Consider the following 21,396-nt stretch of genomic DNA (forward strand, 5'->3'; position numbering starts at 1 on the left):
CTGCCTGAATACTCAGGCAGCAAACTGCAGGCCGTACTGGTTACCTTTTTTCCACACGCACAGGGCGCTACTGTTGCCAAAATGACTGCTGCTGATACTCAGGTTGTCGCCTTTTTTCAGCGCGCCGTTGTATTGAATACGCGCGCCGCCACCCTGGCTGTAGTCCAGCAACTGGCACTGTTCGGCAAATTCTTTTAACGTCAGCTGCGCGGCCGGCGTGTCGGTAATGACAAAGCGCGGTTTGCTGCGCCGGTCTGAAAGTTTATCAGTAGCAGGAAAATCCGGATTTTGCGGCTGATAATGACCGGCGGCAATACGCTGATACACGCTGTCGTGAATACTAATATTAATTGGCGGATTGTTCGGATCGCCAAAGAGGCGGCGCACCGATTCGCCGGCACCGAGTTTTTCCAGCAATTTATAGCCGGCTGAATAAGAATTGTGCGGCTGCATGGTTAAATCGGGCTTGCATAGTTCCAGCAGGTAGTTGTCGTTAAATTCCAGCCCCAGCGCACTGGCTTTAATCAGCATCCATTGCAGAGCAATGTCGGATAAGCCGCATTTTTCGTAGCCGCCACCGATATCAGAGTGGGCACCGGAAAACCAACATTGCTCGACATACTGATCGTCATTCAGGTTGCCGGTCCATAAGTCGGGCTGAAACGGCGCGCGCCGCTCATCCAATGCCAGGGCATGGTAGGCATGTTTTACCTGCTTGCTCAGGTGGGTATTGAAAAAGCCGACCCAGCCGCGGGTGAGTTTGCCCAGCAACGGGGTGGGTGCGCCCAGCGCGCCAACAGTATCAAACACGCCCACCATCCGAATATCGGGCCGGTAGTTGTCGTCGTAACTGCCGGTAGTTCTTTTATCCGGCTCTGTGCGGTAGTACTTGTAAGCGGCCTTTAACTGATCCAGCTTAGGTTTTTCCAGCAGACCTACCGCATGAATAAAGCCGACAAAAGCCCGTGCCGTGTAGGCACCACGGCTAAAGCCAAAGGCGTATATTTCATCGCCCAGCTGATAGTTGTGTACCAAAAAGCGGTAGCAATCCAGCACGTTTTTTTCCAGCCCGCTACCAAAGGCACCGCCGACAAATTTGTCTATGCTGCCGCCGGTGCCAACTCCCTGATCGTAAAACACCACCTGATGTGTGCCATCGCTGGCGGTGGGTTTAATGCTGCGCACCAACTTGGTGACATTAGTCGGATTTTGATCCGGTTCGTTCCAGGTACCATCACAACAAATAATAATACGCTTTGCCGCTGCCATAACCGAGCCCCCATCAGGAATAGGCGCCCGGCCAATTGTCGGCACTAGCGCCAGAACAAGGCTAAGTATAGTTGAAGTTGTATAAAAAATAACCATCAAGGCGCTCAGAGCCTGGCTGCTACCACTGCTGCAACCGGGCGCTAAACTTGAGACCTGAGCTGTTAAATGGTTCACTGTAACTAACGTAACCGGAGGCGCATATGTCAGAGCAAACCCAGTCAGCAACACGGCCTTACAGCGCCGAAGCTGAAACCCATCAGGTACTGAACCAGCCATCATCACTCACGCCGTTTAACAGCTGGCTCAGTGACAGCGCCTTGCAATACTGGGTAAGCCGCTTTGGCGCCGCGCACAGCGCCGATCTGGCCAGCTATGGCAATTTATGTGGCGGCGCGCTGGCGGAGGCGGGCTTTTTGGCTAATCAATATCCGCCCGAATTTCACAGTCATGACCGCTTTGGAAACCGCATTGACGAGGTGCGCTTTCATCCGGCCTACCATCAGCTGATGCAGGCGGCGATAACCTTTGGCCTGCCCTCAGCACCCTGGGTTAAGCCGGGCAAAGGCGCTCAGGTAGCCCGCGCCGCCATGGTGTATCAGCATATGCAGGCCGATGCCGGCTCCGGCTGCCCGCTAACCATGACCTATGCCGCTGTACCTGTGCTAAAGCAAGCGCCGAAAGCCGCTGCCGACTGGCTGGGTAAAGTACTCACGGCACAGTATGACCCTGACAACAAACCCTACTTTGCCAAAGCCGGCTTAACTGTCGGCATGGCGATGACAGAAAAACAAGGCGGCTCAGATGTACGCGCTAATACCACCCGGGCCATGCGGTTAAGCGAAGATGAATACGAGCTGGTGGGGCACAAATGGTTTTGCTCGGCACCAATGTGCGACGGCTTTTTAACGCTGGCGCAAACCGATACCGGCTTAAGCTGCTTTTTATTACCGCGCTGGCGGCCGGATGGCAGTAAAAACCAGTTTTATATTCAGCGCCTTAAACACAAGCTGGGCAACTGCTCTAATGCATCATCTGAAGTGGAGTTTCGCGGTGCCTTTGCCTGGCGCATTGGTGATGAAGGCCGCGGCGTGCGCACCATTATCGATATGGTGGCACTGACCCGGTTTGACTGCATGCTAGGCTCGGCCGGTTTAATGCGCGCCGCTTTAGCCCAGGCGCTGCACCATACTGCCGGGCGTAGCGCCTTTGGCAAAAACCTGCAGCAGCATGCACTGATGCAAAATGTACTGGCCGACCTTACGCTCGACAGCGAAGCAGCGCTGGCACTGAGTTTACGCGTCGCCTATGCGCTGGATAATCAGGCTGTGGTGAGCGAGCAGCAGTTTGTCCGCCTGGCTACCGCCATCGGCAAATACTGGATTTGCAAACGCGCACCGCAGTTTTGCTATGAAGCGATGGAGTGCCTGGGCGGCGTCGGCTATGTCGAAGAAAATATCCTGCCCAGGCTATACCGCGAAGCACCGGTCAATGCCATCTGGGAAGGCTCGGGCAATATTCAGTGTCTGGACGTGCTGCGCGCCATGCAAAAAGAACCTGAAGCCCTAGCCGCCTGCCTGAGTGAACTGCAAAGCGTAACGGGCCGCAATCAAGATTACGACGCCGCTTTTTCCCGGCTACAGCAAGCATTGCAGCATAGCGCCACGCTGGAATACCGCGCCCGCAGCATCGTCGATCAGTTAGCGCTGCTGTTACAGGCCAGTGTGTTGCTGCAATATGGCGAGGCAATAGTCGCTGACGCCTTTATCCGCGCCCGGCTAATACCCGGCATTTGCAGCAACTACGGCACCCTGCCGGTAGATATAGGCTGCATGGCGTTAATGGCCAGAGCACAGCCGAAGGTGTGAAATCCAATCTGATGAGGTTGGGAGGGTAATATTTAACCTTCTGGCCATCTTGCACCTCAATGTCAGGTACGATACCTAACTATAGAAGGTGTCTACTGATCATGGGTAACTCGGAAACATAACGCTTATTTAGCGGGTCGCCCTGCGCTTAAACACGGGCTAACATACCACAACACACTTTATGTGAAGAACACTACTTTGCTTGATTTAAATTTACAATAACTGATAGGTACAGCTGATCGCTGTGTACGTAGGCAATTCAGTAAAACCGGTTCGCTGATTTGCAAAACGGTGACTTGGATTAGCTTAATCTTTCATCAACTGCTCCAGCTTTAATCCGTACTCATTCTCGTTAGCTTTGTATTCCTCTTTAAGGAACTCAAAAAACTGACTTAAATGCATCAGATGCTCTTCGTAGTCGTCACGGTCACGCAATGTTTCACTAGTTAAAAGCTGTTCATTGTAAAGCACGGCATCACGCACGGCAGACAGCATAAGGGGAACATAAGGTTTTGGAATTTTCATCAGACAGCTTCCTTAACAACAGATTGTGCCAATCGATTAAGCAGCAATTTAAACTTGGCTAATGGCATATCATACGCCGGTGCAATCGTATAATGATAGGCTTCATATTTGGGATTATATTGATCTTTAACAATAGCCAAGCCGTCCGGCAGGACAGTGTTAGCAGGAATGCGGTAATGTTCCCAATGCGGGCCTTGTGGTATGCCGGGTTTATCGAATGTACTAATTCCCCTTGGTTGCTCTTTAACGTTAACTCTGGCGTCTGCACCAGAACCTGTTATTGAGATATCAGCAGGTCTTGGGCGTCCGTTAGAAAGTAATTCCGTATCCTCAATTAGTTCAAACAACGCCATGTTTTTTCTAACATTCAGACCTCGCCACAAATTTACCGGTACGAATCCTTCGTAATATCGGTGAATTTGGCCTTTATCCAACAGTACATCTTTTAACAGAGTCTCTTTATCCATAAAAAACCTCAATAAATTTACATTAAATTTACCAAGAGAATTTAGAGCAATAGTGCCACTAGGACAGCATAAATTTTCTCGCTCTAAGCACGGCTACTCCCTTCGGGACTGATTGGGTTTGTCATTGGTTGCATTTTCATGACTGTTATCCGTAGTAAAAAATGGATTAGCCGTCACGCCAAACCTAAAGGTTTGAATAAGTTGTTAAATAAATGTCTTATCACCACGACAGGCGGGCGATAACGTGTTGTTTATCGGCTTGCAGTGAAAAGGCCCAGCTGTTGCGTTCACACAGGCGTTGCACTATGCCAAGCCCTAAACCATAGCCGTGCGCTGCGCCGTCGCTGGCCGGCTGCGGCGCAGCGGGCTCTGGGCTTAGCTGATTGCTGACTAGCAGTTCGCGCTCGGCAATGCGGATGGTGATGGGTCCCTGACCAGTGAGGGTGTGCTCGAAGGCATTGCGCACCAGATTATTTACCGCTATCGCAAACGCCTGCGGATGGCCGCAAACTGCGGGGTTGGCGTGCTGGTCTATGTCGACGGCAACCGACTTGCCCCTTAGCAGGTGGCGCTGTAATTCTATGGCGTTTGTGACCAGCGGCATCACGAAAAACTGTTCGTTATATAAGCCGTCGTCGGTTTCGCGGGCCAGACATAAGAACATTTCGATGGTGGTTTTCATCTCCAGCGTGGCACGGCGCAGTCGATCCAGCGTTTTTCTATCGCTTTCTGCCAGCTCACTTTGCTCCAGCAGTTCCAGCGCGCCGGTAATCACGGTGATGGGCGTGCGCAGCTCATGGCTGGCAGAGCTGGTAAAATCGCGCTCTCTGGCGACAAAGGCGCTGATGCGCTGCAGCGTTTTTTCAATGGTGCCGGCCAGTACGCCCACTTCATCATCGCCAAAGCGGTCAGAGCCGATACGTTTATAGTCATCAATAGACAGCTGCTCTACATCGATATCGGCCACGGCGTTGGCCAGCTGCACCACAGGGGCGACGGCCCGGCGCATCACCAGCAGGCCAAGACCAAAACCCAGTACCCCCAGGGTGCCGACCACAGCGCTGATCACCAGCAGCAGCCACCAGTCTTCCGACGAGGCGGCCTCTATACCGGATACGTCAAACACCACAAAAGCCGGTTGTTGGGAGTCTGTTTTGATAACCGCCACATGCAGCTCTTGTGCTTCAAACTCGTAAATGCCCGCAGCGGGGTCGGTCTGTGCCCAGGCCTGCAGCGCTGCCGGCAGGCTGGCAGCGGTATCGTAACCGCGCAGGTTCGCCGGCATCACAGGATAGCTTTGCGCAGCAACTTGCAACTGTTGTATCAGCACCCGATCTTCACTTAGCCGCACGGCAGCCAAAAAGGCGAAGCCCCAGACAATGCTGAGCAGTGCCACGCAGATGGCGAAAGCAATAGCAACACGACTACGTAAACTGTGGCGGTACATGTTTTACTCTGCATCCTCTGCAAGGCGATAACCAATGCGATGCACGGTATGAATAAGCGGGCAGGCAAAGGGCCGATCGATGGCCTGGCGCAGCTTATACATGTGCGAGCGCAGAGCGTCACCATCGGGGCGCTCGTCTGCCCACAATAAGGTTTCCAGCTCATCGCGCATTACTACAGCTGGCGCCTGCTCCATCAGGCGCTGCAGCAGTTTCAGACAGGCCGGATTAACCTCAAGCCGCTGGCCGGCGCGGTGTACCTGCAGCGTCGACTTGTTAAGCGTCAGATCGGCCACCGTGAGCAGGTTGTCGGTTTTACCGTGACTGCGTTTGTACAGCGCCTGCAACCGTGCATGCAATTCCTGCAGGGCGAATGGCTTAACCAGATAGTCATCGGCGCCGGCGGCGAAGCCTTTTAGTTTATCGCCCAGCGTGTCGCGCGCGGTCAGCATCAGCACCGGGGTTTGCAGTTTGGCCTCAAGGCGCAGCTTGTGACAGAAACTCAGGCCGTCCATACCCGGTAACATCAGATCCAGCACTATCACGTCGAACGGCTGGGTTAACGCCAGGTACATAGCGCTGATGCCGTCATAGGCGAAATCCATCACATAGCTATGCTTTTCCAGATAGCCGGCAATGTTATCGCAGATGTCGCGGTTGTCTTCGACAACCAGCAACCTGACCGGCACGACCTCAAGCGCCTGTACCATAGTGCCTCCTCTTAGCGGGCCTTTTCAGGCCACTTACTCTGTGCCTTACCAGGCATAATCAAAGCGCAGACCAATTAACGGTTCGGCTTCGCTGCTATCCTGCACCTGCACACCGCGGCGGTAGTCAAACTCGGTTTCATCACTGGCCGACGCTGCCGTAACATTAATCACATCCAAAAAGGCAGTGACATCAATAGGGCCAAAAGCACGGCGGTAGTCAACCCGCATGTTTAATAAACCGGCGCCGTCTTTGCGGCCAACATTACGCTCTGTAATTTCTTTTGAGTAGCGTAGCATTTGCCCAGGCCCCAACACGTCGGCATGAATAATAAAGTTATCATCCGGCGCTCCGGAAAGGTATTTATAGCGTGCAGCAACTTTCCAGCGGTCGTTGATTTCCCAGGTAAGCCCCAGCGTTGCGACATGTTTGCGGTTAAATTCTGCGTCAACATCGCCGCGGCCGTCTTTGCGGTCGACTACAGCATCGTTGTACGAATAGGTCGCGCTGGCGTACAGGCCCTGGATAATCGTACCGTTGACAACGATATCAACACCATAGGAGCGGCCATCACCAATATTGGCAAAGGTGCCGTTGGTGCGGTCAAGGTCGACCACCAGATCGTCCAGCCGTTGATAATAGGCCTCAGTTAACAGCGACCAATCGCTACTGGGGAAATATTTAAAACCGATACTGCTATGGGTGGTTTTTTCCATCTTAAGCCTGTTAGACGCGTTGGCGGCAAGCTCTAAATAACGTGGCGACTGATGATACAGGCCGGCGCTGGCAAAATAGCGGATTTTCCCCCCGGGCTGCCAGTTCACACTAAAGCGCGGCGCAATAACGCCTTCATCGGCAAAGCCATCACGCTCAAAGCGTAAGCCGGTGCCAAAATCCCAATCACCCTGCTGAAACACCTGTTCAACATAACCGGCATAACTGGTTTCTTTTTGCTTTAACGCCGAGTTGATGCTGTCGGGCGTAAGCACAATATAACGCTGCTGTGGATCTGGCCTGAAATCATCGCTGTCGTACACAAAACGGATCCAGTCGCCATCTAACACCGTGCTGTAGTCCAGCTCTATTTGCGTTAGCCGCACACCGGCACTAAACAGGCCCCACTGATTCACGGTGTCATAATCGCTGCGCCAGCCCAGCTCGGTTTCTGCTTCCGCTATGGTGATAATGTTTTCCCGCACGGGGAAATCAGCTGCTGGCGAGCCTTCAGGTGCCTGATCAGGAAAGGCTTCGCCTTCTGAGCTTATTTTGTCGCTTTTGCGGTAGTACAGCTTATTGGTCAGCACCGCTGTATCACCGATTAACGAGCGCAACGTCATACCGTACAGATCACTGTCCTGTTCAAAGTCCAGCAAGGCAGCATCTTCAAAGTTGGGCGAGGCAAACACATGGGTAACGTCGCGGATATAATCTTCATGCGTATCGACCAGCAGAATTTCCACAGTGTGGTTTTGGTTTAGCGGGATCACCGACTTTACAATGACATCCCTTAACACCGGATCGCCAATGTCCAGCTCTTCAATGGTTTCAAACAGGGCGCCAAAGTCCAGCCGGCGGGCTGATACCAGCATAGTGGCGTCATCCGTAATACCGGCCGGGCCGTCGTAGCCCACTTCATAACCGGCCAGATCCAGCCGTAAACTGGCCGACGGGCTGGGGTTGCCATCGGCAACGTCTAATTTGAGTAGCGATGCCGCCCGGCCGCCATAGGCCGCGCCCCAGCCACCGGGCGAGAATTCGGCACCACTTATCACATTGGGTGCAAAAATCGAGAAGCGGCCACCGCCGCCGACATCTTCTTCTTCACCCAGGCTGGCGTCAAAGTGCACCGCTTTATCAAACGGCAAGCCATCGACGAAGACCAGGTTATCCCGTGGGCCACGGCCGCGCACACTAAAGCTGGCAAATTCACTGGCCGAGGCCAGGCCGGGCAGGCCGTCCAGCGACAGCAGTGGATCGGCGCCACCACCGACGGCACTGCGCAGTGCTTCCCGATCCAGATAGGTGCTGGAACCCGCGGCAAAGGTGGCCGCTTGCTGCGCCCTGACTTCTACCACTTCTATCGCCTGCGGCTTTAGCTCGAATGCCAGCCTGATGTTTTTGCGCGTTACCACCCGTACGCTGGGCTCATATACGGAGGTAAAGCCGCTTTTGCTCAGGCTTACCGAGTACAGCCCGGGGTCAAGCTGCTCTGCCACAATACGGCCCTGGGCATCGCTGCTGAAGGTTTGCGTGGCAGAGGTTTCGCGCTCGGTTAGCGTGATTTGTACCTCTGACAGTGGCCGGTCGATATTTTGATCTTTGACGATAATGGTCAACGCACCGGGCGCTTCGGCTGCCTGACCAAGCGCTGGCCAACCACAGATTAGCGCCGACAGCGTCAGCCACGCCAGTTGTGTTAAATAGCGGCTCATTGTGCTATCCCTCCAACAATTAACCACGTTTCCTGTCTTAATAGCCTGTTCATCTGCTTTCCTCCAACTATCCGCTGTATTTTTTGCTGAAACAGCGCAAGGTTAGCAAAGCTATTGTGACTAAAATGTCGCCAGGAGGTGGAAAGCCCGTCAGAGCCAGGATGCTAAAGCCGGTAGTCAGCGCTGCGTGCCCTCACGGCGCTTTACCAGGGTAAGGTGCTGCCGTCCCAGTTCAGCAGAAAACCGGTTTGCTCAGCGGTTAACTGAGCCGCCACGCTGGCTAAGCGTTTTGCGGTGGCGTCGGGGCTTTGTAGTTGCCCGGCTGGCAGGTTTTGCTGGAACGGCGCTGATAATTCCGTATCCGTTGTGCCAGGATGAATACTGACAATAGCCGCAGTTTTATTTAGCCGGCCCACTTCAATACTAAGGTTTTTAATCAGCATATTCAGCGCAGCCTTGCTGATGCGGTAGCTGTACCAGCCACCTAAAGCGTTATCGCCGATACTGCCAACTTTGGCACTGAGCGCCAGCAGTTTTACCTGAGGTTGTTTGCACAAATAGCTAAACAGCAATTTCATATAGCGCGCTGGCACCTGCACATTGCTGGCGAGGCGGGCGGCCAATATGTCGGTATCGAGCTGGCGGATGGTTTTTTCCGGCATGGCGCTATCGTCATGCAGTACGCCGTTGCAGATAAAAATAGTATCCGGTTGCTGGCGTAATGCTTCAGCGACAAGATTTGCGCTGGCCGCTTCTGTGCTTAAGCTATCCTGTAGCCAGTTTATCGCCCGGTGTTGGCGTGCCGGCTGGCGGCTAATCACGGTAACTTTAGCGTCACAGCCGGCATAATGCTGCGCCAGCGCCCAGCCGATACCGCTACCACCACCAATGATTAATACCGATTGCGTCATCGCTGTAACTCCCGCGCCAGTTGCACGCCGCTTAACCAGGCGTTTTCTACCCGCCCCCCGTTGAGCCAGTCTCCGGCCAGCCCCAATGCCAACTCGGGCCGGTAAACCATACCGTAATGCGGGAAGGCCGGGTTTTGCTGAGCATAACGCCAGCGATGGCAATGGCTAACTTTGGCAGATAGCGGTTCGCCCGTCAGCTGCTGCAAGGCCTGAAGGGCCAGCTTAGCTATCTCACTGCTATCTGCTTCAAGATATTGCTGTGAAAACGCCGCACTAAAATGCAGCAGCCAATGTTCGCCCTGGCAACGGCCGGGCTTAGAACCTTGCCGCGCCAGCCAGCTTAGCGGGTGGCCCGTTTCGCCAAAAATACCGTCATAAGGCCAGGGACTGTGCGCCAGCGTGACATTTACCGCCCAGCAGGGCAGCAACGCAGGCGTAGCAAATAGTTGATTTAGCTCAGGATTGAGGGAAATAGCATACTGCAGCAGTTGTTCCGCCTGTTGTTGCGGAATGGCCAGCACCAGATGATTAAACTGCCCCAGGCTGACACCGGCACTGAATAGCTGCCAACGCTTGCCGTCGAACGCCAGCTGATCAACCTGACAACCGGTATGCAAAGAGACGGCATGCAAAAGTGCTGCGACCGGCGCTTGCATAGATGGTGCACCGACAAAACGCACACTTTCATCTGGTGATGCGACAACAATGCCATTATCAAGCCGGGCTAAACGGCCTTGCCATTGCGCTATATTGCCGGCTCGTAACCAATGCTGGCATTGGGCCATAAAAGCAGCGTCACGGGCGGTAAAATACTGCGCCCCCAGGTCGAGGTAGCCTTGCACAGTACGTTTGCTGCTCATGCGGCCACCGGCACTGCGGCCTTTATCAAAAACCGTTACCTGTTGCCCCTGACGCACTAGTCTGCTGGCACAGGCAGCACCGGCCATGCCGGCACCAATAATAGCAATGCTCACTTTCTCTCCTGTTAAGCATCTATAGCCAGACAGGATACGTGTCGCATGCTTCTTGCGATCAGCCCAAACTCAGCGCGGCGCTATCAGCCCGGCGGGCAATGGCCAACTGGTAATCAGGGTTTCACCCTGCCAGGTTTGCAGCGTTAACCAGACTTTATCATCCGCACTCAGTGTTTTTGGCGCTATCGCATGCACATGCTGGCCGTGGCGGCTGCCGTGCAGTATGCCTTCTTCACCTTGTTGCAGCTGTGCCAATGGCAACGCTTGTGGGCCAATGTTTAAATAGCCCTGGCGAATAGCCGAGATATCACCTTTGTTGAAGATCAGCATAAAGTCTTTTACGTACTCGTCGTGATGAGCATAAGGCGGCTCCAGGTTCAGCGGCATAGGCGCTATTTCAAAATCACCAATTTGCTGCGCTGGCCACATCGGCGGAAACTCCGGTGTCAGTGACTGGTACAAGAACCAGAACGGCAACAGCAGCACCAGGCCATTAAGCTTGTATTTATGCCGTTGCCAGATACTGTTACGACGCGCCATGGTTAACCTCCTGCAAAGCCTTGCTGCGGCGGCTTTCGCGTACCGCTTTTACTGTGCGGCTACCCCAGATCATAAAGCCGGTAATCGACATGCCGGATAACAGCAGGCCAAACAAAAACCAGATGGCCTTAGTCCAGATGCCGCCCAGAGTGCCGTAATGCAGTGGATCGGCAATATGCATGACTGTTTGCAGCGCGCTCATCGATTGCGGTGATTTTTCCTGAGCTATGTCGCCGGTCCAGGGGTTAATGCTCAGGCTGTACGAATACTGATCATAAAAAATGTGCTCACCACCACCCATCAGGTTATACATGCCGCGGTTATGCTCGGGCAGCATCAAATAGCTGGGCTGAAAATCCGGGAAGCGCTGCTTCGCAATTTGCATTGCATCGGCAAAGCTGACCGCTGGCTGGGTTTGTGTTGCCGGCAGCTGCTCAGCGGCTACCAGCGGCGCATGCGGTTCTATGTCGATATCGGCATGCCACATGACGGCCTGCACCAGATACCACAAGCCAGTGGCGCTCATTACGATTAAAAACCAGATCGACCAGACGCCGGCTAAGCGGTGTAAATCGGTAAGCACGGTTTTTTTGCCCTGATTAAAACGGATTTTTGGTTGGGTAAAGCTGCGCCAGAAGTTTTTATAAATAATCAGGCCGGTAACTAAGGCGCCCAGCATTACCAGCGCCATCGCCGATACCAGGTAATAGCCAACACTGTAACTGCCCGGCCACGGAAACAGCAGCCAACCGTGCAGGCTGCGCATAAAGCCAATAAATGTAATGCCATGATTTATTTGCTGAATTTCGCCGCTGTATTGGTTTACATAGGCGATAGCCTGTGGCTTATCGTGATCGGTAAAGATAATGGCATTAACCAGATAAGGCTCAAGCACCATCACAGTGCCAACATCGGCGGTAGGATAAGCCTGCTGCACCGCCGCCACCAGCTCGGCGATTGGTTTGGCCGGTAAATTGTCCGGGTTAGTGGCGCGCGAGGCCGGGTTGGTTAACCAGGTCAGTTCATGGCTGAATACGGCGATGGTACCAGTAATGCAGACAAAGCAGAAAATCAGCCAGATCGGCAGTGAAAACCAGCCATGCAGCTGAAACCAAAAGCGATTACTAAGTTTTGCCATCTTGTATGCCTGAACTGCTTTATCTCTTGTGCCGCAGTTTAATGGTAATGGCAATGATTATCAACTGCTATTGTAATTGAGATCTATTATCATTAACATATCGGCAGTTTAACTGGGTTAAGGCTAAGGTTCACCATGAAGTACTCGATATTAACGCTAGGCATTATCGCTGCTATCGCGCATCCGCTGGCAGCTCAACAAGTAAATAGTGACGAGCAGGCCGTTGAAGTGATCACGGTAAAAAGCTCACGCGGCTTAATCTCTTATGTCAGTGCCTCTGGCGCAAAAACCGACACGCCTATTATTGAAACGCCGCTGTCGGTGTCAGTACTGACTGAAGAGCGCATTGCCGATTTAGGTGCCTTAACGGTACAGGACGCACTGGGTTATGTGTCGGGGTTATATAATGGCCCTTATGGCCTGGATACCCGCGGTGACTGGGCGCAAATTCGCGGTGTATCGCCGGTGCAGTATCTGGATGGTTTAAAATCACTGTTTGGCTATTACAACAATGTGCGCATCGCGCCCTATGCGCTGCAGCAAATTGAAATATTAAAAGGCCCAAGCTCAGTGCTGTATGGCCAGGGCTCTATTGGCGGTATTGTTAATCTGGTCAGCAAAAAGCCGGAGCCAGTAACCAGCGGCCAGTTATGGGCGCAACTGGGTAACTATTCGCGCAAACAACTGGCGGGTGATATTACCGGTGCGTTAAATGACGATGCCTCACTGCAGGGCCGCCTGGTCGCATTGTGGCGTGACAGCGATACGCAAACCGACTATGTGCCGGATAACAGTGTGGTGCTGGCACCATCGTTTAGCTGGCAGGCCAGCGACGCCACTAAAATTACCGTATTGGCCAATTTTCAGCAGAATGAATCCGGCTCCAGCACGCAGTTTTTCCCGCATCAGGGCACTATTGTGCCGAATGAATTTGGCCAGATCCCAAGCAACCGCTTTGTATCAGAGCCGGGCTTTGATAAATACGATACCGAGCAAACAGCGTTAACGGCGATTGTAGAACATGACTTATCCGCCGACTGGCAGCTGCGTCTCGCCAGCCGCTACAGTGACAGCCATGCTGATTACCATACCATGTACGGCTGGCCGCCAAAGCTGCAGGATGATAACCGCAGCGTAAACCGGGTGGTGTATTTAAGTGACGCTGACTCCCGCGCCTTCACCAGTGATTTACAGCTGCACGGCACACTGCAAACCGGTGCGGTACAGCATAGGCTGGTCGCTGGTTTTGATTATCAAAACGCGTACACTGACAACGATAGCTTTTATGCCGCAACCGGTGGTTTGCTGGACTTGTATAACCCGGTATATGGCCAGATAACGAACCTGCCCACCGAAGCCAATATTGCCGATAATCCGTCCAGCACTGTCTATCAGGCCGGCATTTACCTGCAGGACAATATGAAAATTGCCGATAAGTGGTTGGTTTCTGCTGCGCTACGGCGTGACCGCGCCACCACTAACCCACAAAACGCTGCCAGCAGCACGCAAAACGCCACTACCGGCCGTTTAGGCTTAATGTATCTGTTTGACAGTGGCATTTCGCCCTATATCAGTTTTAGTGAATCGTTCGAGCCGCTGCTTGGCACTGATGCCTACGGCAAGCCATTTGAACCGAAAAAAGGCCAGCAGGTAGAAGCCGGTTTAAAATATCAGCCAAAAGGCACTGAACACTTATTAACAGCGGCGGTGTTTGATATTACCGAGCAAAACCGCACCACCACTTTATCGGCAGTGCAGGCCAGCGATCCGGCGGTAATTAACCCCAACGGTCAGGTACAGGATGGCGAAGTAACCTCTAAGGGTATCGAGCTGGAAGCGCAATTGGCCTGGCAAGAGCTGGATATTTACGCCAGTTATGCCTATATCGATGCTTATGTCAGCCAAAGCAATACGCCGGGTGAGCTGGGCGCGACCTTATCAGCGCAGCCGGAGCATTTAGCCTCGGTGTGGGCGACCTGGCGCCCGGCCACGCTGCAAAACTGGCAGTTTGGTGCCGGTGTGCGTTATGTTGGTGAAACCTCAGACGGTACTGCCTATGTTGAACAAAACGGCGTGGTGCTGAATAACCCACTGATGACCGACAGCTATACGCTGTTTGATGCGATGGTCGGTTATAACTTTGGCACTTACCAAATCAGCCTGCAGGCACAGAATATCACTGATAAAACCGTGATCACCTCCTGCTTAGCCCGTGGTGATTGCTTCTACGGCCAGCGCCGTGCCATTAGTGCCAACCTGCGGTATCAGTTTTAAATTGTAGCCATAAAAAGTGGCCGCTTCGCGGCCACTATACATTCAACACACTATTTGTTTAACGGGCATCGTCCGGCAAACCAATATGGGCATGGCCATTTTTATAGTCGACGGTGACTACGAAGTGTTGTAACACATCGTACCCCAGAATCCCTTGTACACGTTTACCCCGAATGCGGCTGCCAAGTTCTCTATGCCGTTCCAGCAGATTCAGTTTGCTGTCATCTGGCACACTGACCAGCACATTTTCCAGCGTATAGGGGCCAAACTGCAGCTCTGGAATGCGATAATTATTCATTACTGAGATGTGACTTGTGGCTCCAACTGCAATGCTTTGAGTTTCAGTCAGGTTATTGGACCAGCCCATTGCCTCAGCCAGCGCTTTGTCGAACAAGACGCCGCCATTATTACCAGTATCAAACAGTACCCAGACGTCTTTATCCGGCCCTAAACCGAGCTTAACTAAGGGCATAGCCTGGCTTTTATGCAGCTGAAATTCAATATTTTCCAGTTTTGCCATATCAATGGAGTTATGTGTGATAAAACGGATCCGTTGATTTGGGTAATCCATTTGTATAACAAATTGATCAAGAAAGGTGGCGCCAAGTAATATACCGTTACTATGGTGGCCGATAGCAATATCGGCCACTTTGTTAAGCGTGGTTTCCACACCGAAGAACGAAACCGGCACTTTATTAAAGGTTTGCATTTTTTCAGTGCCATAAATACCACGGATGTTAACCTTTTTGCCGTTGCTAAAACTAAGGTTGTGCTTATGACGAAATGCCCGGTTAATAGCGTTGAGCTGAGAGCCGGTATCAAGCATCGCGTAGGTATCAATACCGGCTACTTTCACTGGAATTAAGATATGGCCATTTTGCACCTTCATGTCCGTCCACGGCGTCATGTCTGCTTGTGTGTTGGTGGTAAAAGCGATTAATACAAGCGCAATAATGCATAGCCTGAGCATGAGATTCCCTAAAGTGGTTAAATGCAACCAGGTTATTAAATAAGGGCCGACAAAGCAACTTTAATGTAAATTTTTTAGATTGGTTTTGCCTAAAATAGGTAGCTTGCCGTCAGGTGGTTTTGCAGCGTCTGAAGGCGGTAACAGCATAAAAAATGGCCGCGATTGCGGCCATTCTTCTTTGTTTCTGTCAGTTTAGAACGACCAGGTGGCGCCTAAACTGAAGTTACGCGGTGCACCATAGTTATATTGCTGGGTTAAGCCGTTGTAATAGGTTTCATCAAACAGGTTGTGCACGTTCAGCTGCAGCGATAATTGCTTGTTCACTTCATAACGCGCCATCAGGTTGGCCAGTACATAACTGTCCTGCTTGATCCGGTAAGGTGTGCCTGCCGTCGGTAGCGTCAGCATATCGCTGTACGACTCACTCTCCCAGCTAAAACCGCCGCCAAGCGTCAGGCCGGCCAGCAACTTAGTAAACTCATAGGTAGAGAACAGGTTCAGTTTTTTGCGTGGGTGGTTAGCGTTAATATCGACGCCGTTACGATCTTCAGCATTAAATTGAGAGTAGCCGGCGCTCAGGTTCCACTGCTGATTAATGCGGCCTATCACTTCCAGCTCAAAGCCTTTGCTTTCAGCGCCCTTGGCAGCGAAAGACGGGAAGAAATTATTGGCCGGGTCGTTGTAATCACTGTCTGCCTGCGCCAGATTGTCTTGCTCGATACGAAATACGGCAAATGCAGTTTGCAGTGCGCCGTCAAGATAACTGCTCTTTACGCCGATTTCCTGATTCGTGCCGACTATCGCATCAAGGAATTGGCGATTCCGGTCATAGGCATCCTGCGGCGTGAAAATTTCGGTATGGCTGGCGTACAGCATGTGGTTATCAGCCACCTGATATGTCAGGCCGACATAGGGCACAAATTTGTCGTCACCAAAATTAAGCTCAGCACCATAGTTAAGGCCGCTGCGCTGCCACTCGGTATAGCGGCCACCGGCAATCAGTTTTAACTGCTCAGTAATGGCAAAACGGGTAGCTGCGTAAAAGCCTGTCTGATCGGTATCCAGGTCAACCGCCTGCACTGCTGTACTGTCCCAGGCCGGCTCAGCGACACTGCCATCCCACTGATAGAAGTTACCTGTGCCCGGCCACACCAGAGCGGCATAGGTTTGTACTTCTGACTGTTGTTTGCTGTTTAAGGCGCCGACCACGAATTCATGCTCGCGACCAAGCAGGCGGTAGCTACCCTGCAGTTGAACATCGACACTGGTTTGTTTGCTAAAACCATCGCTGTTATACGGCCAGGCGAATAAGCCCTCTCCGCTGTCTTTATCTGCGGCACCGTAAATGTATAACAAACGGGTTTGCGCGCTGTTATCGTTATGGTTCAGGTTTACTTTCAGCTGCCAGCCGTTATTAAACTGCTGGGTTAAGCTGGCAAAATGGTTTTTACTGGTTGATTCCCAGCGCGTCCAGTCTGCTGCCGTGGTAGTACCTCTGTCCCAATCGGTTGGCATATCGTCAGTAAACAGCGGCGGCAAAGCGCCCCAAGTAGAAGCAGTAGGGTTATTATCTTGATAGCTGCTGCCCAGGCTTAGTGTCATGCCATCACTTAGATCGGCATCCAGTACGCCGTACAATACGGTTTTGTCTTCCTCTGCCAGATTGCGGAAGCTTTCACTGAGCTCTTTTTTCGCCACGAAACGGGCACGCACATTGCCATCTGCCGTGAGCGGCGTAGTGGCATCAGCTGTCATATAGCGCTTATTCCAACTACCAATACCGCCATTGATATAACCGGTCAGTTCACGGGCATTCGCGTGTTTGCGCACCAGGTTAACAGAGGCTGAAGGCTCGCCAACACCAGTCAGTAAACCGGTAGCGCCACGCACTACTTCAATGCGCTCGTAAATGGCCACGTCGGTGATGGTTTCGCCGGAGTCACCGGCTAAACTCCAGGCCACCGGCACACCATCGAGCTGAAATTTGTCGATATCAAAGCCGCGGGCACTGAACGTATTGCGGGTACTGTCAAAGGACTTTGATGTAAGGCCCGGCGTTTGCATTACCGCATCGGCGATAGAACTGATGTCTAAATCCTGAATGCGCTGCGCTGTCATCACGCTGACCGACTGCGGCGTTTCCAGCAGCGTTAAGCCAAGACCGGTAGCGGTATCGATAGTTTCATTCACCGTGTACTGACCGCGCACGGTAATGGTTTCAACCGCTTTGTCATCTTGGGCTGCCGTCTCTGCCGCTACAACAGCAGCAGGCAAACATGCCAGCTGCACCGCCAGCGCCAGTTTTAATTTGTTCATGCTACGCATTATCACCTCCGGAATTTTCCGAAGATCATACAGTAACGATAACCATTATCAATACTATTTAGTGGTTTCAGTTGCACAAAATCAGTACAGCTGCATAGCGTTGCAACAAATTAAACATAGTGCTGACAATTAGGTTTCCTGCGTAGCTTTTTGCTAAAATTCAGCCAAAACTCAGCACCAGGCTGATAATAACGCCGGTTACTACCAGCTGCAGCAGGCAATAGCCCATAATGTCTTTGGCTTTTAGCCCGGCTATTGCCAGTACAGGCAAGGCCCAAAACGGCTGAATGAGGTTAGTCCAGGCATCGCCCCAGGCCACCGCCATAGCAATGCGGCTGACATCAGCACCCAGCTCCAGCGCTGCCGGCAGCATAACCGGTGCCTGCACTGCCCACTGGCCGCCGCCGGACGGTACGAAGATATTGACAATACCGGCGCTGATAAAGCTCCAGAACGCCAGCGTTTCCGCGCTGGCGAAGCTGACAAACCACTGTGACATACTCTGCGCTAAACCAGACTGCAGCATGATCGCCATAATGCCCGCGTAAAACGGAAACTGGATAACAATACCAGCGCCGCCCTGTATCGCCTGTTGCAGGCTGTGCAATAAGCGCCGTGGTGTACCGTGCAGCACTATGGCGAGAAACAAAAACAGGAAGTTAACGATATTCAGATTCAGGCCGCCGCCTTTGGCAAAGTACTGCACTAAATAGGCAACACCGGCAAAACCAACCAGTAACGCCAGCAGCAGGCTGTTTTCCAGTTTATCGGCCGGGCGCTCGTTGCCGGCTACCGGTACAGCATTAGGTTGCAGTTTGGCCGGATCAATATAAACGCTATCAGCAGCGCTGGGCCGCATTAAGTAGTTCAGCAGCGGCACGGCAATAAACAATAGCGCCACTAACAACAGGTTAAAACCGGCAAAAATGGTGTCACTGGTTGGGATAATGCCAATTTGCGCTGCGCTAAAATGGCCCGTCGTGGCGATAGTCAGCGGAATAGAGCCAGCCAGGCCGCCGTGCCAGACAATAAAACCAGAATAGGCGCTGGCGACCAGCAGGCGGTAATCCACCTTAACCCGCCGTGCTAAGGCTTTGGCAAATAAGGCGCCGACCACTAAGCCAAAACCCCAATTCAGCCAACTGGCAATTAATGAAATAACTGTAACCAGAACAATGGCCTGACCGGCGCTTTTCGCCAGCGCCGCCAAACGGTTTAGCAAGCCGGTCACCAGCGGCGTACTGGCCAGCATAAAACCGGTTACCAGCACCAGCAGCATTTGCATAGAAAAACTTAGCAGGCCCCAAAAGCCGTCGCCCCAGTATTGCAGCACCTGCAGCGCACTTTGCTGCTGAAATAATACTGCGGCAGCGAACACCACTATGCTTAACAACAGCACAAAAATATAAGGATCTGGCAGATAACGTTCGACCAGTTTTACAAAGGGTTTGGCAGCAGCGTTTAGCATAGTAGACTCATTGGTAAGTTATTTATCCGGGCGTTTAGCATGAGCGACTTTCGTAACAGTATGCCGTATCAGACAACCTTAGCCCAGTTAATGGCGAGACTGCAATCCGACCTTAGCTTACCGGCCGTTGTCGGTATCAGCGGCGCTCAGGGCAGTGGTAAAAGCACTTTAGCCGCCGAATTAGTTGCACAGCTGAAACTACATGGTATTCAGGCGGCTGCGGTATCGCTGGACGATTATTACTTAAGCAAAGCGCAGCGGCAGCAACTGGCAAACCAAGCTCACCCTTTGTTGAGCCAGCGCGGCGTGCCGGGTACGCATAATATTCAGCAGGCGCTTAGTGATGCGCGCGCTGTGCTGGCCGGCTGGCCCGTAGCCTTGTCGCAGTTTGATAAAGCAATGGACGAGCCTACCGCAGCATTAGCAGTACAGCAACTGGATGTGTTGATCGTCGAAGGCTGGTGTTTGGGTATAGCGCCACAAACAGCAGCCGAGCTGGCAGTGCCGGTTAACGCACTGGAGCAGCATGAGGATAGCGATGGCCGCTGGCGGCATTATGTTAACAGCCAATTGGCCGGGCCCTATGCTGACTACTGGCAGCTGGTTAAGCCGCTGATCTGGCTTAAGGCACCCGACTGGCAAAGCGTGTGCCACTGGCGGGCGAAGCAGGAGCAGCAGCTTTGGCGTACGCGCGGCTGCGGCATGACAGACACCGAACTTAAGCGCTTTATGTTGCCGTTTCAGCGCTTAACCCTGGCCAGCTGGCAGCAGCTGCCCAACGTGGCCGATATTGTTATCAACCTGAACCCCCAGCAGCAGCCTGAATTTTGTTAAAGCCGCTATAATGGCGGCGGAAATGATGACGACTGATCAAAAGCTGATGCGCACTTTACTGTCCCGCCTGCGGGAAGACTATTTGCTAATGACGTTGCTAGCGCTGTTGCCACTGTTGTTGTGGCAGCAACCTGTAACACCAGCTGCCATAGCGGCATTGATCGACTGGCATACCGTAACGGCGCTGGCTGGTTTAATGCTGTTAAGCCGGGCGCTGGAAGATAGCGGTTATCTGGCCCGGTTTGCCGCCTGGCTATTGCCGCGTTGCCACACAGAGCGCCTGTTAGCGCTGCTGCTATTGCTGTTCGCGGCACTGTTATCGGCTATTGTGACTAACGATGTAGCGCTGTTTATCCTGGTGCCAATCAGTCTGAACATTGGCCGCCTGACCGGTTTGCCGGTAGGTCGGCTGATTATCTTTCTGGCGCTGGCGGTGAATGCCGGCTCGGCCTTAACGCCTATTGGTAACCCGCAAAATCTGCTGTTGTGGCAAGCATCCGGTTATAGCTTCTGGCAATTTACGCTGATGATGGCACCGTTAGCGCTGAGCTTATTGCTGCTGATTTTGCTATTAAGCAGTCTGGCGTTTGGCTCGCATAAGCTCAGTATTGCCGTGCCACATAATAACAGCGCTGATAACCGGCGTTTATTTGTCTGGTCGCTGGCCGGTTATCCGCTGTTTATTCTGGCAATGGAGTTTCAGTTAGCTCCCATCGCTGCCCTTGCTGTGTTGGCCGCTTATGCGGTGTTCAAACGCAGTGTGATAACGGGTATCGACTGGCTGTTGCTGTTGGTATTTATGCTGATGTTTATTGATTTAGGCTTGCTGGCACAATTGCCGCTGATGCAACAGCTGGCAACGCACTTAATGGCGCTGCCTAATGGTAGTTATACCGGGTCGGCGCTGCTATCGCAGCTAATTTCCAATGTGCCGGCAGCGATTTTTCTGCAGCACTTTACCGACGATTGGCGCGCATTAAGCTGGGGCGTGAGTGTGGGCGGCTTTGGCCTGGCTATCGGCTCACTGGCTAACTTAATTGCGCTTAGGTTAAGCCGGCAGCCAGGACTGTGGCGTGAGTTTCACACCTGGTCGCTGCCGGTATTTTTTCTTAGCCTGGGCCTTGGGCTGTTAATTTTGTAAACTTTAATTGAACCTTAGGATATTTTGCAGTCAAATACGCCAGCTTTTAGCACATCAGCTTTTTGGCACAAGCCGGGCTTACAACTTCCATCATGTTCTGCTGTTGCATC

17 protein-coding genes are annotated in these 21,396 nt (G+C 52.6%); 4 read left to right on the forward strand and 13 right to left on the reverse strand.

Annotation, left to right across the window (positions count from 1 at the left end; all coding sequences use genetic code 11):
- Positions 1-12 precede the first annotated feature (12 nt).
- Positions 13-1,269 carry a DUF2235 domain-containing protein gene (locus EYB30_RS07620; RefSeq protein WP_166838322.1) on the reverse strand — a complete coding sequence of 419 codons (1,257 nt, stop codon included), beginning with the start codon at positions 1,267-1,269 and terminating at the stop codon, positions 13-15.
- Between the two features lie 200 nt (positions 1,270-1,469).
- Here EYB30_RS07620 and EYB30_RS07625 point away from each other — a divergent pair, with 200 nt between their 5' ends.
- Positions 1,470-3,134 (forward strand): isovaleryl-CoA dehydrogenase, encoded by a 1,665-nt coding sequence (locus EYB30_RS07625; RefSeq protein WP_166838323.1) that lies wholly within the window; start codon positions 1,470-1,472, stop codon positions 3,132-3,134.
- A 306-nt stretch (positions 3,135-3,440) separates the two neighbouring features.
- On the opposite strand, the gene EYB30_RS07630 is transcribed toward EYB30_RS07625, so the two are convergent.
- From EYB30_RS07630 to EYB30_RS07670, 9 genes are all read right to left on the reverse strand, one after another.
- Positions 3,441-3,659, reverse strand: a complete 219-nt coding sequence (locus EYB30_RS07630) for a hypothetical protein (protein ID WP_166838324.1) — start codon at positions 3,657-3,659, stop codon at positions 3,441-3,443.
- The gene (locus tag EYB30_RS07635) at positions 3,659-4,126 is read right to left on the reverse strand and encodes a Tse2 family ADP-ribosyltransferase toxin (protein ID WP_166838325.1); all 468 of its coding nucleotides are present in this window, start codon (positions 4,124-4,126) and stop codon (positions 3,659-3,661) included. The genes EYB30_RS07630 and EYB30_RS07635 overlap by 1 nt, the downstream gene beginning before the upstream one ends.
- Positions 4,127-4,346: 220 nt before the next feature.
- Positions 4,347-5,573: a sensor histidine kinase gene (locus EYB30_RS07640; protein WP_166838326.1), complete on the reverse strand. Its 1,227-nt coding sequence runs from the start codon at positions 5,571-5,573 to the stop codon at positions 4,347-4,349.
- Positions 5,574-5,576: 3 nt separating this feature from the next.
- Positions 5,577-6,281, reverse strand: coding sequence for a response regulator transcription factor (locus EYB30_RS07645; protein ID WP_166838327.1), 705 nt, complete (start codon positions 6,279-6,281; stop codon positions 5,577-5,579).
- A gap of 45 nt (positions 6,282-6,326) precedes the next feature.
- On the reverse strand, positions 6,327-8,711 hold the full coding sequence (locus tag EYB30_RS07650) for a TonB-dependent receptor (protein WP_166838328.1): 2,385 nt from the start codon (positions 8,709-8,711) through the stop codon (positions 6,327-6,329).
- 203 nt (positions 8,712-8,914) lie between these two features.
- Positions 8,915-9,622 (reverse strand): SDR family NAD(P)-dependent oxidoreductase, encoded by a 708-nt coding sequence (locus tag EYB30_RS07655; protein WP_166838329.1) that lies wholly within the window; start codon positions 9,620-9,622, stop codon positions 8,915-8,917.
- On the reverse strand, positions 9,619-10,596 hold the full coding sequence (locus EYB30_RS07660; protein ID WP_166838330.1) for an NAD(P)/FAD-dependent oxidoreductase: 978 nt from the start codon (positions 10,594-10,596) through the stop codon (positions 9,619-9,621). The genes EYB30_RS07655 and EYB30_RS07660 overlap by 4 nt, the downstream gene beginning before the upstream one ends.
- Positions 10,597-10,665: 69 nt before the next feature.
- Positions 10,666-11,136 carry a hypothetical protein gene (locus EYB30_RS07665; protein WP_166838331.1) on the reverse strand — a complete coding sequence of 157 codons (471 nt, stop codon included), beginning with the start codon at positions 11,134-11,136 and terminating at the stop codon, positions 10,666-10,668.
- Positions 11,123-12,274, reverse strand: coding sequence for a PepSY-associated TM helix domain-containing protein (locus EYB30_RS07670; protein ID WP_166838332.1), 1,152 nt, complete (start codon positions 12,272-12,274; stop codon positions 11,123-11,125). The genes EYB30_RS07665 and EYB30_RS07670 overlap by 14 nt, the downstream gene beginning before the upstream one ends.
- 135 nt (positions 12,275-12,409) lie before the next feature.
- Between EYB30_RS07670 and EYB30_RS07675 the strand changes: the two genes are divergently transcribed.
- Entirely contained in the window at positions 12,410-14,548 is a 2,139-nt protein-coding gene (locus EYB30_RS07675) for a TonB-dependent siderophore receptor (protein ID WP_166838333.1), read from the forward strand.
- Positions 14,549-14,606: 58 nt separating this feature from the next.
- Here the strand turns inward: EYB30_RS07675 and EYB30_RS07680 are convergent, their stop codons facing one another.
- The 3 genes from EYB30_RS07680 to EYB30_RS07690 all read right to left on the reverse strand — a co-directional run bounded on the left by EYB30_RS07680 (position 14,607) and on the right by EYB30_RS07690 (position 19,311).
- Entirely contained in the window at positions 14,607-15,455 is an 849-nt protein-coding gene (locus EYB30_RS07680; RefSeq protein ID WP_206674592.1) for a pepsin/retropepsin-like aspartic protease family protein, read from the reverse strand.
- A gap of 255 nt (positions 15,456-15,710) precedes the next feature.
- Positions 15,711-17,843, reverse strand: a complete 2,133-nt coding sequence (locus tag EYB30_RS07685; protein ID WP_166838335.1) for a TonB-dependent siderophore receptor — start codon at positions 17,841-17,843, stop codon at positions 15,711-15,713.
- A gap of 160 nt (positions 17,844-18,003) precedes the next feature.
- Positions 18,004-19,311, reverse strand: coding sequence for a short-chain fatty acid transporter (locus EYB30_RS07690; protein ID WP_166838336.1), 1,308 nt, complete (start codon positions 19,309-19,311; stop codon positions 18,004-18,006).
- A 39-nt stretch (positions 19,312-19,350) separates the two neighbouring features.
- On the opposite strand from EYB30_RS07690, the gene EYB30_RS07695 reads away from it, so the two are divergent.
- The gene (locus tag EYB30_RS07695) at positions 19,351-20,145 is read left to right on the forward strand and encodes a kinase (RefSeq protein WP_206674593.1); all 795 of its coding nucleotides are present in this window, start codon (positions 19,351-19,353) and stop codon (positions 20,143-20,145) included.
- A 22-nt stretch (positions 20,146-20,167) separates the two neighbouring features.
- On the forward strand, positions 20,168-21,286 hold the full coding sequence (locus EYB30_RS07700) for an SLC13 family permease (protein ID WP_241697996.1): 1,119 nt from the start codon (positions 20,168-20,170) through the stop codon (positions 21,284-21,286).
- Positions 21,287-21,396: the final 110 nt, after the last annotated feature.

This window comes from Rheinheimera pleomorphica, from assembly GCF_011634895.1.
Lineage (GTDB): Bacteria > Pseudomonadota > Gammaproteobacteria > Enterobacterales > Alteromonadaceae > Alishewanella > Alishewanella pleomorphica.

Coding starts and splice junctions, on each gene's coding strand:
- EYB30_RS07620 (WP_166838322.1), bottom strand. CDS start 1,269: ATGGCAGCGGCAAAGCGTATTATTATTTGTTGTGATGGTACCTGGAAC.
- EYB30_RS07625 (WP_166838323.1), top strand. CDS start 1,470: ATGTCAGAGCAAACCCAGTCAGCAACACGGCCTTACAGCGCCGAAGCT.
- EYB30_RS07630 (WP_166838324.1), bottom strand. CDS start 3,659: ATGAAAATTCCAAAACCTTATGTTCCCCTTATGCTGTCTGCCGTGCGT.
- EYB30_RS07635 (WP_166838325.1), bottom strand. CDS start 4,126: ATGGATAAAGAGACTCTGTTAAAAGATGTACTGTTGGATAAAGGCCAA.
- EYB30_RS07640 (WP_166838326.1), bottom strand. CDS start 5,573: ATGTACCGCCACAGTTTACGTAGTCGTGTTGCTATTGCTTTCGCCATC.
- EYB30_RS07645 (WP_166838327.1), bottom strand. CDS start 6,281: ATGGTACAGGCGCTTGAGGTCGTGCCGGTCAGGTTGCTGGTTGTCGAA.
- EYB30_RS07650 (WP_166838328.1), bottom strand. CDS start 8,711: ATGAGCCGCTATTTAACACAACTGGCGTGGCTGACGCTGTCGGCGCTA.
- EYB30_RS07655 (WP_166838329.1), bottom strand. CDS start 9,622: ATGACGCAATCGGTATTAATCATTGGTGGTGGTAGCGGTATCGGCTGG.
- EYB30_RS07665 (WP_166838331.1), bottom strand. CDS start 11,136: ATGGCGCGTCGTAACAGTATCTGGCAACGGCATAAATACAAGCTTAAT.
- EYB30_RS07670 (WP_166838332.1), bottom strand. CDS start 12,274: ATGGCAAAACTTAGTAATCGCTTTTGGTTTCAGCTGCATGGCTGGTTT.
- EYB30_RS07675 (WP_166838333.1), top strand. CDS start 12,410: ATGAAGTACTCGATATTAACGCTAGGCATTATCGCTGCTATCGCGCAT.
- EYB30_RS07680 (WP_206674592.1), bottom strand. CDS start 15,455: ATGACGCCGTGGACGGACATGAAGGTGCAAAATGGCCATATCTTAATT.
- EYB30_RS07685 (WP_166838335.1), bottom strand. CDS start 17,843: ATGCGTAGCATGAACAAATTAAAACTGGCGCTGGCGGTGCAGCTGGCA.
- EYB30_RS07690 (WP_166838336.1), bottom strand. CDS start 19,311: ATGCTAAACGCTGCTGCCAAACCCTTTGTAAAACTGGTCGAACGTTAT.
- EYB30_RS07695 (WP_206674593.1), top strand. CDS start 19,351: ATGAGCGACTTTCGTAACAGTATGCCGTATCAGACAACCTTAGCCCAG.
- EYB30_RS07700 (WP_241697996.1), top strand. CDS start 20,168: ATGATGACGACTGATCAAAAGCTGATGCGCACTTTACTGTCCCGCCTG.